This is a genomic window from Neorhizobium lilium (assembly GCF_004053875.1).
GTDB lineage: Bacteria > Pseudomonadota > Alphaproteobacteria > Rhizobiales > Rhizobiaceae > Neorhizobium > Neorhizobium lilii.
Map to the genome: position 1 here is coordinate 1,209,169 of NZ_SBIP01000001.1, position 13,358 is coordinate 1,222,526.

At 61.0% G+C, this 13,358-nt stretch carries 11 protein-coding genes; 7 read left to right on the forward strand and 4 right to left on the reverse strand.

Features of this window, described 5'->3' with window-relative positions; translation table 11 throughout:
* Positions 1–125: 125 nt before the first annotated feature.
* Together EPK99_RS05635 and EPK99_RS05640 are read right to left on the reverse strand one after the other, a co-directional pair.
* The gene (locus tag EPK99_RS05635) at positions 126–2,609 is read right to left on the reverse strand and encodes a GcvT family protein (protein WP_245455695.1); all 2,484 of its coding nucleotides are present in this window, start codon (positions 2,607–2,609) and stop codon (positions 126–128) included.
* Entirely contained in the window at positions 2,606–5,056 is a 2,451-nt protein-coding gene (locus EPK99_RS05640) for a GcvT family protein (RefSeq protein ID WP_128441883.1), read from the reverse strand. The genes EPK99_RS05635 and EPK99_RS05640 overlap by 4 nt, the downstream gene beginning before the upstream one ends.
* A 102-nt stretch (positions 5,057–5,158) precedes the next feature.
* Between EPK99_RS05640 and EPK99_RS05645 the strand changes: the two genes are divergently transcribed.
* The 5 genes from EPK99_RS05645 (at position 5,159) to EPK99_RS05665 (ending at position 8,728) form a co-directional block, all read left to right on the forward strand.
* Positions 5,159–6,010, forward strand: a complete 852-nt coding sequence (locus tag EPK99_RS05645) for a LysR family transcriptional regulator (protein WP_128441885.1) — start codon at positions 5,159–5,161, stop codon at positions 6,008–6,010.
* 247 nt (positions 6,011–6,257) lie between these two features.
* Entirely contained in the window at positions 6,258–6,434 is a 177-nt protein-coding gene (locus EPK99_RS05650) for a hypothetical protein (protein WP_425374169.1), read from the forward strand.
* 100 nt (positions 6,435–6,534) lie between these two features.
* A complete protein-coding gene (locus EPK99_RS05655; RefSeq protein WP_128441889.1) occupies positions 6,535–7,317 on the forward strand; it encodes a DUF1194 domain-containing protein in 783 nt (260 codons plus the stop codon).
* A gap of 104 nt (positions 7,318–7,421) precedes the next feature.
* The gene (locus EPK99_RS05660; RefSeq protein ID WP_128441891.1) at positions 7,422–8,306 is read left to right on the forward strand and encodes a TIGR02587 family membrane protein; all 885 of its coding nucleotides are present in this window, start codon (positions 7,422–7,424) and stop codon (positions 8,304–8,306) included.
* Positions 8,307–8,317: 11 nt separating this feature from the next.
* Positions 8,318–8,728, forward strand: a complete 411-nt coding sequence (locus tag EPK99_RS05665; RefSeq protein WP_128441893.1) for a TIGR02588 family protein — start codon at positions 8,318–8,320, stop codon at positions 8,726–8,728.
* A 31-nt stretch (positions 8,729–8,759) separates the two neighbouring features.
* Here the strand turns inward: EPK99_RS05665 and pobA are convergent, their stop codons facing one another.
* A complete protein-coding gene (gene pobA, locus EPK99_RS05670) occupies positions 8,760–9,929 on the reverse strand; it encodes a 4-hydroxybenzoate 3-monooxygenase (protein ID WP_128441895.1) in 1,170 nt (389 codons plus the stop codon).
* Positions 9,930–10,184: 255 nt separating this feature from the next.
* Between pobA and EPK99_RS05675 the strand changes: the two genes are divergently transcribed.
* Both EPK99_RS05675 and EPK99_RS05680 read left to right on the forward strand, forming a co-directional pair.
* A complete protein-coding gene (locus EPK99_RS05675; RefSeq protein WP_128441897.1) occupies positions 10,185–10,718 on the forward strand; it encodes a DUF992 domain-containing protein in 534 nt (177 codons plus the stop codon).
* Positions 10,719–10,942: 224 nt separating this feature from the next.
* On the forward strand, positions 10,943–11,848 hold the full coding sequence (locus EPK99_RS05680; protein WP_128441899.1) for a S1C family serine protease: 906 nt from the start codon (positions 10,943–10,945) through the stop codon (positions 11,846–11,848).
* A gap of 24 nt (positions 11,849–11,872) precedes the next feature.
* Here EPK99_RS05680 and EPK99_RS05685 read toward each other — a convergent pair whose 3' ends face one another.
* Positions 11,873–13,117 (reverse strand): glycerate kinase type-2 family protein, encoded by a 1,245-nt coding sequence (locus tag EPK99_RS05685; protein WP_245455746.1) that lies wholly within the window; start codon positions 13,115–13,117, stop codon positions 11,873–11,875.
* Positions 13,118–13,358: the final 241 nt, after the last annotated feature.

The following is a 13,358-nucleotide window of genomic DNA, read 5'->3' on the forward strand; positions in this document are numbered from 1 at the left end:
GCCCGAAGGGCAGATGAGGGGGTAACTGCGCAACAAATTCAATTCACGCTATTCTGCATTACCCCCTCATCCGGCTGCCGCCACCTTCTCCCCGATGGGGAGAAGAAAACTGCCGCATCGTCTCCTTACATCCGAACCCTCGTCGCCTTCGGATCATACATCGGCAAAAGTGATGCCTCAGCCTTCACCCGCTGCCCGGCAATCTCGATCTCATAATTCGAGGCCAGGACGTCCGCCGCGCTCTCGCCCCGACACGGCACATAACCGAGGCCTATCGCGCCGCCGAGGAAATGGCCGTAATTGCCGGAGGTGATGGTGCCGACGATCTTGCCGTCGCGCACCACCGCCTCGTTGTGGAAAAGCAATGGCTGTGGATCGGTAAGCCGGAACTGCACCAGCCGGCGGTCGAGGCCCGTCTCATGCTTGCGCAGCACCGCATCGCGGCCGATGAAATCGCCCTTGTCCGTCTTCACCGCAAAACCAAGGCCTGCTTCCAGCACATGGTCCTCGTCGGTGATGTCATGGCCGAAATGGCGGAACGCCTTTTCGATGCGGCATGAATCCAGCGTATGCAGGCCGCAAAGCGTCAGGCCCATGTCGGTGCCGGCTTCTTCCAGGGCTTCGAAGACATGCGCCGCCTGGTCGGAGGAAACGTAAAGCTCCCAACCGAGCTCGCCGACATAGGTGACCCGGTGAGCGCGGGCGAGGCCCATGCCGATCTCGATCTCCTGCGCCGTGCCAAACGGATGTGCCTCGTTGGAGAAGTCGTTGGGGGAGAGGCGCTGGATCAGTTCGCGCGATTTCGGCCCCATCAGGCAGAACACGCTTTCGGCAGCGGTGACATCGGTGATAACGGCAAACTCGTCCCCCAAGTTCTTCCGCAACCAGGCGAGGTCGCGCTGCAGGGTCGCGCCCGGCACGACGAGCAGGAAGGCGGTTTCGGAGAGCCTCGTGACGGTAAGGTCGCTTTCGATCCCGCCTTTTCGGTTCAGCATCTGCGTATAGACGATGCGGCCGTTGGGGCCGTCGATCTGGTTGGCGCAGAGACGATTGAGGAAACGACAAGCGTCGCGCCCCTCGACGCGGATCTTGCCGAACGAGGTCATGTCGAACAGGCCGACGCCGGTCCTGACCGCCATATGCTCGTCGTGCTGGTTGTCGAACCAGTTCTGTCGGTTCCAGCTATAGCGGTATTGCCGCTCCTGTCCCTCTCTGGCAAACCAGTTGGCGCGTTCCCAGCCGGCCACTTCTCCGAAGACTGCGCCGCGTGCCTTTAGATGTTCGTGGATAGGCGAGCGCCGCACGCCACGAGCGGTCGCCATCTGGCGGTAAGGGAAATGATCGGCATAAAGCAGGCCGAGCGTTTCGGTAACCCGGTTCTTGAGATAGAGTCGGTTCTTCTGGAACGGCTGGGCGCGGCGGATATCCACTTCCCAGAGATCGAAGGGCGGCTCGCCATCGTTCATCCATTGCGCCAGCGCCATGCCGGCGCCGCCGGACGAGACGATGCCGATCGAATTGTAGCCGGCCGCCACCCAGTAACCTTTGATCTCAGGCGCCTCGCCGAGATAGTAGCGGTCGTCGGGTGTAAAACTTTCAGGACCGTTAAAGAAGGTATGGATGCCGGCGGTTTCCAGCATGGGCATGCGGTTGATCGCCATTTCCAGGATCGGCTGGAAATGGTCGAAATCCTCCGGCAGCTGGTCGAAGCAGAAATCCTCGCTGATTTTTTCACCCTTCGGCGGCCAGGGTTTGGCCTGAAGCTCGAAGGCCCCCACCAGCATCTTGCCGGCATCCTCCTTGTAATAGGTGCATTCATCCGGCACGCGCAGCACCGGCAGCTGTTTCAACCCGGCAATCGGCTCGGTGACGATGTAGAAATGCTCGCAGGCATGCAGCGGCACCGTTACGCCGGATCGGGCGGCGAGGTCGCGGCCCCACATGCCGGCACAGTTGACGACGTTCTCCGTCTCGATCGTGACGCGCTCGCCAGCCTGCTCGCAGACGACGCCGGTGACTTTGCCGTCTTTCGTCAAAACCTCGATGACCTTGACGCCTTCGATGATCGTCGCGCCATTCTGCCGCGCGCCTTTCGCCAAAGCCATGGCGATATTGGCCGGATCGCATTGACCATCGAGCGGGAGATGCACCGCGGCCTTGACGTCGCCGATATTGAGATGCGGATACATTGCCTTCGCCTCATCGGGCGAAATTTCGCGGACATCGACGTTGAAGGCGCGGGCAAGCGAGGCCTGGCGGTAGATTTCCTCTTTGCGTTCTTCTGTCAGGGCGACGGTCATGGAACCGTTCTGCTTCATGCCGGTGCCGATGCCCGTTTCAGCCTCCAGCTTGACGTAGAGATCGGCCGAATATTTGGCGAGCCGGGTCATGTTCTGGCTCGCCCGCAGCTGGCCGATCAGCCCGGCCGCATGCCAGGTCGTGCCCGACGTCAGTTGCTTGCGTTCGAGCAGGACGACATCGGTCCATCCAAGTTTTGCCAGATGGTAGGCGACCGAACAGCCGGAAACGCCGCCGCCGATGATGACCGCCCGAGCTTTTGCAGGGATCGTTTTCTTGGCGTTGAGCGTATTCATGTTATCGGTGCTCATGCGCGGATCCTCGCGTTCTGCGGATCCCACAACGGCCCGTCGGGCTGAACGACGGCCTTGAAGCGGTCGCCGAAGATTTCGACCTCCAGCTCCGTGCCCGGCTCGGTCAGGTCGGCGCGCAGCATGCCCAGTGCAATCGATTTGCCGACACGGTGACCCCAGTTCCCGGAGGTCGTCTCTCCGACAACTTGACCGTCATGCCAGAGCGTCGACATGTAGGGCGCGTCGCAATCGCCCGCGTCGACGGTCAGCGTGACGAAGCGTTTTGAAACGCCCCGCTGCTTTTCGGCAGCCAGTGCCGCCTTGCCCTTGAAGTCCGGCTTGGTCCAGTCGACGAAGCGTTCCAACCCGCCCTGCAGCACGGTGTAATCGGTGGACAGGTCACCCTTCCAGGCGCGGTAGCCCTTTTCGATCCGCAGGCTGTCCAGCGCCTCCATGCCGAAAGGCTTGAGGCCGTGTTTCTCACCCGCCTGCCAGACGGCGTCGAAGATTTCGGCCGTATCATCGAGCCTGGTGTGGATTTCCCAACCAAGTTCGCCGGCGAAGGACACGCGCACCAGCTGGCACCAGCGGCCGGCAACCTGCGCCGACTGGTGGGTGAGCCAACCCTTGGACAGGTCGGCGTCAGTGACTTCGGCCAGAATATCGCGGCTCTTCGGGCCGGTGAGGATCTGGCAGGAAAACTCGTCGGTGACGTCGTCGATGGTGAAGGCGGCATTGGCCGGCAGGTGCTTCGTCAGCCAGCCGAGGTCGTGCCACTGAGCGGCAGCGGCGGTGATGAGGAAGAAGAAATCCTCGTCCAGCATCATCACCGACATTTCGGTAACGATGCGGCCCTTGTCGTCAACGAAATAGGCAAGCCCGATGCGGCCAGGTTTCGGCACCCTGCCGGTAGTGAGCGACGAGAGCCATTCGCTGGCGCCCGGACCTTTGACGCGGTAGCGGGAAAAACCGGGCAGGTCGAGAATGCCGGCGGCATCGCGAACCGCGAGACATTCCTCCTCGATGCGTGAGCTCCATGGTCCTTGGCGGCTCCAGGTCTGGGTGGCCTCCTCGGTCGTGTCGTCGCCGGGCTTGGCGTACCACATGGCCCGTTCCCAGCCGTTGAACGGCTTGAACTGAGCACCAAGTGCCGCGATCCGGTCGTGGATCGGCGAAAACTTCTGCCCGTGACCGGCTGGCCAGTAATGTTTCGGAAAATGCATGGCGTATTCGTGGCCGTAGATCTCCATGCCCTTCTCGACGCAGTAATCCTTGTCGGAAGCGAATGACGTGTAGCGGCGCGGATCGCAGGACCACATGTCCCATTCGGTCTCGCCTTCCGTCACCCATTCGGCCAGCACCTTGCCGGCGCCGCCCGCCTGGCAGATGCCGAATGTGAAGACGCAGGCTTCGAACGCGTTCGGCACGCCTGGCATCGGACCGATCAGCGGATTGCCGTCCGGCGCGTAAGGGATGGGACCGTTGATCATCTTCGACAGGCCGGCGGTGCCGAGGATCGGCACCCGCTCGATCGCGTCGTTCAGATACCATTCCAACCGGTCGAGATCGTCCGGGAAGAGCTGGAAGGAAAAGTCCTCCGGCATCGGATCATCAGGCGTCGCCCAATGGGCGCGGCAGTTCTTCTCGTAAGGACCAAGATTCATGCCGTATTTCTCCTGGCGGAGATAATAGGAACTGTCGACATCGCGCAGCAGCGGCAGCTTATGGCCGGCCTCCTTCGACCAGGCGGCGAGTTCCGGGATCTCATCGAACAGCATATATTGATGGCTCATCACCATCATCGGCACGTCGCGGCCGAACAGTTTTCCCACCTCGCGAGCATAATAACCGGCGGCGTTGACAACGTATTCGCAGGCGATCTCACCCTTTGGCGTGCTGAGTATCCACTCGTCCTTCTCCCGGCGCGCAGCTGTCACCGGACAGAAACGAATGATTCTCGCGCCCATATCGCGGGCGCCCTTTGCCAGTGCCTGGGTCAGCTGGGCCGGGTCGATGTCGCCGTCGTAAGGGTCATAGAGCGCGCCGGTCAGGTCGTGGGTTTCGAGAAAAGGGTATTTCGATTTGATCTCATCAGGCGACAGAATGTCGAGATCCATGCCCTGATAGCGGCCCATGCCGACGACGCGCTTGAACTCGCGCAGTCGCTCGTTCGAATGGCCAAGCCGGATCGAGCCGGTGACGTGGTAGTTCATCGGGTAATCGACCAGCGCCCCCAATTCGCGATAAAGCGAGGCGGAATATCGCTGCATGTTCATGATCGACCAGGAAGACGAAAAGGTCGGCACGTTTCCGGCCGCATGCCAGGTAGAGCCGGCAGTAAGCTCGTTCTTTTCGAGAAGCACACAATCCGTCCAGCAGGCCTTGGCGAGATGGTAGAGCGAGGACGCTCCGACCGCTCCGCCGCCGATGATGACCACACGCGCCCGTTCCGGCAATTCCGACATCTGCGTTCCCTGCAATTTTCTCTCAGATTTGCAGGAGGTGCGATCTTCATCAAGCGCGCAGAAACCGCTTTATTGATCGAGATCATCGATTAGTTTGGTCGAATGCAAATCGACCTGATCGAAACCTTCCTTGACCTGATGGAAACACGCAGCTTCAACCGCACGGCGGAAAGGCTGGATGTGACGCAATCCACCGTTTCCCACCGCGTCAACGCTCTGGAAGCCGCCTTCAACCGCAAGCTTTTCGTGCGGGGCAAGGGCGGTACTGTACCAACGGTGGCGGGCCTTCGACTGCTCGACCATGCCAAGGCGCTGCAGAGCCAATGGCACGAGGCAGTTCGCTCGGTGGAGGCGGCGGGCACCTATGAGCGGTCGATGCGCATCGGCATACAGCACGACGTCGCGGAAATGATCGGCGGACGCTTCCTGAAAGCCATACGGGAGGAGATGCCGGGCACCTCAACTTATCTGGAGGCGGATTATTCCATCCAGATGAACCGGGATCTCGGCGCTGGCGATCTGGACCTCGCGGTTCTTTATACGCCGCACCACCTGCCGGACCTGCATTACGAGCGGATCGGTGAAATCGCCTATGTGCTCGTATCCACCTCTGCGGTGAGCCTCGCCGAGATCCGGCCACAAGACTATATCTACGCCAATTACTCGCCGGCCTTCGACCGGGCGCACCGGATGGCGCTGCCGCAATTTGCAGCTTCGGCCGTCGCTGCGGGCCGAAACCTTATCCTCGGCGACCTTGTCGCAACGCTTGGCGGCGCCACCTATGTGACGCAGAAAACGGCTGAAACACTGGTGTCGGAAAAAAGTGTCCGTCGGGTTGCCGATGCACCGGTCATCCCGCAAATCATCCACGCCGCGACCAATATTCGCTCCCGTCATTCTCACCAGCACAGGAAACTGATCGCGATACTGTGCGATCTTCTTTCGGAACCCTGATTTGAGACCTGAAAACGGTGAAATTTCCTGCCAATTTCTCATGCACAAGAAATCACAGTCATTGTTTTTACTATTTAATATCGGGTCGATAAATCGTTTCCCGGGACAAGCAACTTTTCAAATTCTACTTCGCGGCTATTCTGTCGGAGCGAAATGATTCGCAATAAACCGCTCTTGATCTAGCGAGGCTGCTTTGAATAGCCAAAGCCCTTACAGTGAAGATATGTCTTCGATTGAGCAGTGGGCTATGAACCGGGCTCATCAGATCGTCGTCCATCAAGGCATGAGCCTGGTCGAGGCCGCCCAGTGTCTGGACCGTAAACGCATGACGGCCAATACTTATGCCCTGCGCAATGCCATCATGGATTGCCTAGTCGAAGCGCTTCAGGAAGGGCAGCAGGCGCGAAGAGTAGCGGCTGAATAGGTCCATCACCGAAAGTTGAAGCTTCGGGCAACTGCGACAGTCGCCCTCCAGTCGCACTGTGTTACAGTTTTAATACTCTAACGCAGTGGTTGGGTTGGCTATGCTTACGACACTCGCAATACTGATCGGCCTTACCAGTGCTGCGGCGCCGGTATCGGCACGATCGGGAGAAGGAGAGGTGGATGTCGAGCTGGTGCTCGCAGTCGATACCTCCCGCTCCATGGATTACGAAGAGGTCCGCATCCAGCGCGAGGGCTATGTCGAGGCGCTGCGGCACAAGGAATTCATCAACGCCGTGAAAACGGGGCTGATCGGCCGGATCGCCATCACCTATTTCGAATGGGCCGGCGATGTCGTGCCCGATTCCGTGATGGACTGGACGATCATCGAAACGGAGCAGGATGCGCTTGCCTTCGCGGGGAAGCTCGAGGCGAGACCCATCGACACACAGCGCCGCACCTCGATCTCCGCCGCGATTGCCCAGGGCGCGACGATGATCGTCTCCAACGCCTATCGCGGCACGCGCCAGGTGATCGACATTTCGGGAGACGGGCCGAACAACTCCGGCAATCCGGTGGAGCCGGCGCGCGACAAGGCGGTGGAGGCCGGGATCACCATCAACGGCCTTGCCATCATGCTTCGCCCTTCCGGTACACCGGGCGGTCTCGACACATATTACGGCGACTGCGTAACTGGTGGGCCTGGTTCCTTCGTGCTGCCGGTGCACGAGATCGAGGATTTTGCCACCGCCGTGCGCCGCAAGCTGCTCATGGAAATCAGCGACCTGACGCCGCCTGCCAAGGTCCAGCGCATCGCCAGCAACGCGCCCCGCAGCGACTGCCTTATCGGGGAAAAGCAGTGGCAGGATCTGTTCGACCGCTAGGAAATCCTGGAAATCCGCTTCAACGCTGCCGCTGGTCAAACGTGGACAGCCTCCTATCTTGCTGCCGAAGGGGAAGTTTCCCATTCGGGCTTGGACGGAGCAGCATGGCGGGGGCGGAAAACGTAGTAGGGAGTAGGTCGCAGGCGAATCGCGAATTGCGGCGATTCCTGCTTGGGCTCGGCCGAGGTGCGGCCGGCGCCATGCTGTTCGGTATTCCCATGCTGATGACCATGGAGTTCTGGGCGCTCGGCTTCTCGATGGACCGATGGCGCCTGCTCCTGATGCTGCTCGCCAATATTCCCATGCTGATCCTGCTCGCCGACCTGATCGGTTTCGAGCATACCACCACATGGCAGCAGGCGCTGCGGGATGCGACCATCGCCTATGGCCTCGGCATTGCAATAAGCGGCGCAATCCTCGTCATGCTCGGCATTATTAAAGCGGACATGTCGCTGTCCGAGATCCTCGGCAAGACTGCGATCCAGGCGATACCGGCCAGCATCGGCGCCATGCTGGGACGCTCGCAGCTAGGCGGGCAGGACGATGACGAGGAGAAGGACGGCGAAGACGGTGGCGCGGTTCCGGATCACTTGTCTACCCATTATGTGCAGGAGCTTTTCCTGATGGCCGTGGGGGCGCTGTTCCTCAACCTCAATGTCGCGCCGACGGAGGAGGTGATCCTGATCTCCTACAAGATGACGCCGTGGCACGCGCTGGCTGCGATCCTTGCGTCGATCGCCATCATGCACGCTTTCGTCTATGCCGTCGCCTTCAAGGGCACCCATGCCATACCGGAAGGCATTCCCTGGTGGCATGCCTTCCTGCGCTTCACCCTTCCGGGCTATGTCATCGCCATGGGCATCAGCATCTACGTGCTTTGGACCTTCGGCCGGCTCGACGACATGGCTTTCACGCAGATGCTGATGTCGGCCATCGTCCTGAGCTTTCCAGGGTCGATCGGCGCCGCCTCCGCCCGCCTCATCCTATAGCGAGTACGCCGATGACGAACATAATCGACAACCGCCCGAGCGAAGCCGACAATCCCGGCTGGATAGAGTGGGCTACCGGCCTTCTGGCGGCGGTCCTCGTCATCGGCATGCTTGTCTGGGTCACCTGGGAAGCCCTGACCCAGGAGAACAGGCCGCCGGAATTCACCGTCACCATAACCGGCAGGCAGATGGTGCAAGGCAACTACCGGGTCAGTTTCGATATTGCCAATACCGCGCCGCAAACCGCCTCTGCGGTCGCCGTCCGTGGCGAGATCATTCAAGACGGCAAAGCCGTGGAGGAAGTCGAGGTAACCTTCGACTATGTGCCCGCGCAATCCCAGGCAGCCGGTGCAGTTCTCTTCTCGCGCGATCCGGGACAGGACGAGGTCCGCGTCCGCGCGGTTGGCTATACGACGCCTTGATCTGCAGACATCGCGCCGGTTCTTAGTCGGCTCAGTAGGGAAGCCCGACATAGTTTTCGGCAAGAGCAGTCGAGGCTGCCTGCGAACTTACGAGGTAATCCAGTTCCGCTTCCTGGATCTTCTGGCCGAACTCCCCGGTGTCGGGGAAGCGGTGCATCATCACCGTCATCGACCATGAAAAGCGAACGGCCCGCCAGACCCGCTTCAGCGCGCGGGCCGAATAGTTGTCGATGCCGGCCGTCGATCTGTCGGCATAATAGTCTCGCAGCCCTTCGAACAGATAATGCACGTCGCTGGCCGCGAGGTTCAGGCCCTTGGCGCCCGTCGGCGGCACGATATGAGCCGCGTCTCCCACCAGAAAAAGCGTGCCGAAACGCATGGGCTCGGCAACGAAGGACCGCAGGGGGGCGATCGACTTCTCGAAGGAAGGCCCGGTCACCAGGTTCTCGGCATGCTCCGCCGGCAGGCGCCGGCGCAACTCGTCATAGAAGCGGTCGTCGGACCAGTTCTCGATCTTTTCGTCCAACGGACACTGGATGTAATACCGGCTGCGGGTCTGCGAGCGCATGGAGCACAGTGCAAAGCCACGTGGATGGTTGGCATAGATCAGCTCGTGGCTGACCGGGGGTATATCAGCAAGAATACCGAGCCAGCCGAAGGGATAGACGCGCTCGAAGGTCTTCAAGGCATCCTGCGGCACGGAACGCCGGCTCACGCCATGGTATCCGTCGCATCCGGCGATGAAGTCGCAGTCGATGCGGTGGGTCGTTCCTCCCTTGTCATAAGTGACATAAGGAGACGAGGTGTCAAATCCATGCGGCGCAATACTGGCCGCTTCGTAGATGGTCAGTCCGCCGGTCGCCTCGCGCCGCTCCATCAGATCGGAGGTCACCTCCGTCTGGCCATAGACCATGACGCGCTTGGCTGTGAGACCGTAGAGGTCGATCCGGTGATCGCGACCGTCGAAGGCGAGCGAAAATCCGTCATGCGGCAGGCCTTCCCTGTCCATCCGGTCGGCGGCGCCGGCAGCCCTCAGCAGGCCAACCATACCCTCTTCCAGTACACCGGCGCGAACGCGGCCAAGAATATAGTGCTTGCCGACCCGGTCCAGGATGACATTGTCGATGCCGGCGCCGGTCAGGAGCTGGCCGAGCAGCAGCCCGGACGGACCGGAGCCGATGATGACGACTTGAGTGCGCATGATTTTCCTCCTCATACGCCACCATCGTAAACGTCAACCTGCCATCCGGGGCAATGGGTATTTCCAGACTCTTGTAGGACAAACAAAGCGCTGTTGCCTCCGCGACCCCGTGCCTGACGACTGCACCTTGCTCACGGGCAATACGGCTTTGTGACAATTCGTGTGCCGAAGAAGGGATCGATACCATATCCATTGCGTTACTATGCGCTGCCGCGGCTTTCCCGAGAGCGGTAAAAAATTAAAAGGAGTACAGGGATGAAAAAGTTTGTTGCCGCGGCCATTGCCGTTCTGCCCGTTATTGCCAGCGCCAGCGCGGCCTATTCGGCCGACATGATCGGCCGCCGCGACCGGGTGCCTGCTTACGAGGAGCAGGACCAGCGCAACGGCGTCCGGATCGGCTATCTCGACTGCTCGATCAGCGGTGGCGTCGGCTATGTTCTTGGATCCGCCAAGGAAGCCGATTGCGCCTTCACCTCGACCATGGGCGGAGAGCCGCGCGACCATTATGCAGGCGTCGTCCGTAAGATGGGTGTCGATCTGGGCTTCACCACCCGCTCGCGTCTGATCTGGGCCGTTTTCGCACCGACCGCAGGCTATCACCATGGTTCGCTGGCCGGCCTCTATCAGGGCGCCAGCGCCGAAGCCACCGTGGGTGCGGGTATCGGAGCCAATATCTTGGTTGGCGGCACATCCGGCTCGATCCATCTGCAGACCATCAGCGTGACCGGCCAGCTCGGCCTCAATGTGGCCGCGACCGGCACCTCCGTAACGCTGTCTCCCGTCGAGTAAAACGTATAGATCTTGCCTCTCCCGAAGCGGAGGGGCAAGATCCGCATTATCCCGCCATCCTCGGACAATCCCTGCCACATCGTACGCGCGCTCGAAACAATCATCCGTGTGGCTGGTTGGGAAAGATCTTGAAGCTGCGGTTTCGGGATCATACCTTGAGAAAAGGGCAATCGGGTGCGCAGAGACGGGAGCTCGCGGGCCGGGCAGGTCAGTGGGAATGCAGCATGGACATCGAAAAAATCATGCGTTCGGTCGTGGCCGTTCGCGCCTCCATTCCGGAGGATGCTTTTACCGCCGAAACTCTCGGTACACGGCGTGAAGGCAGCGGCGTCGTCATTCGCGAAAACGGTTTAGTGCTGACGATCGGTTATCTGCTGACGGAGGCAGACGAAGTCTGGCTGACGCGCCATGACGGGCGCGTCGTGCCCGGCCATGCGCTGGCCTATGACCAGCAGAGCGGGTTCGGTCTGGTGCAGGCCCTCGCTCCACTCGATCTGCCGGCCCTGCCAATCGGCGATTCCGATACCGCCTCCGTGGGCGAAGCGATCGTCTTTGCAGATGGGGAAGGGCAGTTTGTGCGCGGCACCATCGTCGCGAAGCAGGAATTTGCCGGCTATTGGGAATATCTTCTCGAAGAAGCGATCTTCATCACCCCCGCTCATCCTTCATGGGGCGGCGCGGCTTTGGTCGATAGCGAGGGGCAGCTTATTGGTATCGGCTCGCTACGGCTGCAGATGAGCCGCAGCGGCGAGGTGACGGATATCAACATGGTGGTGCCGATCAATCTCCTGCGCCCCATCCTCGACGGCCTGCTTCACCAGGGCGAATTCAGCCCGCCGCCGCGCCCTTGGCTGGGCGCCTATTCAGCGGAAGCCAATGGCGACGTCGTGGTGATGAGCGTGACCGAGAATGGCCCGGCCGCGAAGGCAGGACTGCGGCGTGGCGACATCATTTCGGAAATCCGCGATGGCGAGGTGGAGGGCCTGGCGGACTTCTATCGTAAGGTCTGGGACAGCGGCCCGCCCGGCGCGGAAATACCGATGCGGGTGCTTCGCGACGGACGCGAGGCGTGGCTACGGATCCGCTCCGCCGACCGCAACGACTTCCTGCGCAAGCCTCAGCTGCAGTAGCCGCGACAGGCTTGAGACATTCGCTCAGCGGATGAGAATGGCCCGGAAATCATTGACATTGGTTCCGGTCGGACCGGTCTCGAACAGGTCGCCCAGAGCCGAAAAAGCCTCGAAGCTGTTGTTGGTGTCCAGCAGTTTGCGGCCATCCAGGCCTGCAGCCCTAAGCCGGCGCGCCGTGGTTCCATCGACATAGGCGCCGGCATTGGTTTCCGAGCCGTCGATCCCGTCCGTATCGGCTGCCAGCGCCACGATCTCGTGACCGTCAATGGCAAGCGCCAGCGCGAGAGCGAACTCGCCGTTGCGCCCGCCTTTTCCGCCTTTGCTTTTCAGCGTCACGGTGGTCTCGCCGCCGGACAAAAGTACGGTCGGGCGAGCGAATGGGCGGTCTCGCTGTGCCACCTCACGGGCAATTGCCGCATGGACCAGGGCCACATCCCGCGCTTCGCCCTCGATCGCGTCAGAGAGGATATGCGGTGTCACACCATGGGCACGGGCAATCTCCGCCGCTGCCTCCAGAGAAACCCCGGCCGAAGCGATGATGTGATGTTCATGGCGCTCGAAGATCGGATCGTGCGGGTGAGGGGCGTCCGCCGCCGGCGAAAGAAGATGGTTCATCATCGCCGGGGGCAGGGCAAGGCCATATTGTTCGACAATGCCGAGTGCATCGTGCCGCGTCGTATGATCCGGGATGGTAGGACCTGAGGCAACGAATGCCGGATTGTCTCCCGGAATGTCGGACACGATCATGCTCACCACACGCGCCCTGGTCGCAGCCGCGAGCCTGCCGCCCTTGATGGTCGATAGATGCTTGCGCACGATGTTCATGGCCGCGATCGGCGCGCCGGAGGCCAGAAGCTGTTCGTTCAGGGCGATCTCGTCGGCCAGCGTCATCCCCTGAGGCGGTGCGGGAAGAAGCGCCGAGCCTCCGCCACAGACAAGCGCAATGACCAGATCGTCTTCCGTCAATTCCGAAACGTCCTCGACCAGGCGCTGCGCGCCGGCCAGGCCTGCCTTGTCCGGCACGGGATGGGCCGCCTCCAGAACCTCGATGGAACGGGTTTCGCAGCCATAGCCGTAGCGGGTAACGACGACGCCGGTGAGCGGGCGATCCGGATAGGTTTCCTCCCAGAGCCGCTCCAGAGCCGCCGCCATCTGTGCTGCGCCTTTTCCAGCACCGACGACGATTGTGCGGCCATCGGCGGGGGCCTGCGGCAGGTATGTGCGAAGACCGGTCGATGGATCGGCTGACCGAACGGCAGCCGAAAACATCGCCGCCAAGAGATCCCTGTCCTTCAAATGCGGCCTCCCTGCCTGCAAAAGCTCCGTTCGATCATGCCGCATATCGTGCGTCAACCGAGCGGATCCGCATAGGGGAAGCCGGCACGGGCACCACCCCTGTTTACAGGGCATATCAGTACCTCGTCGTCACTTAATCATGGAAGGGGACTAAACCATTGCGTCGATGTGCTCTATTTATGAACCAGACTTGACACAGATCAACGTCGGCGCT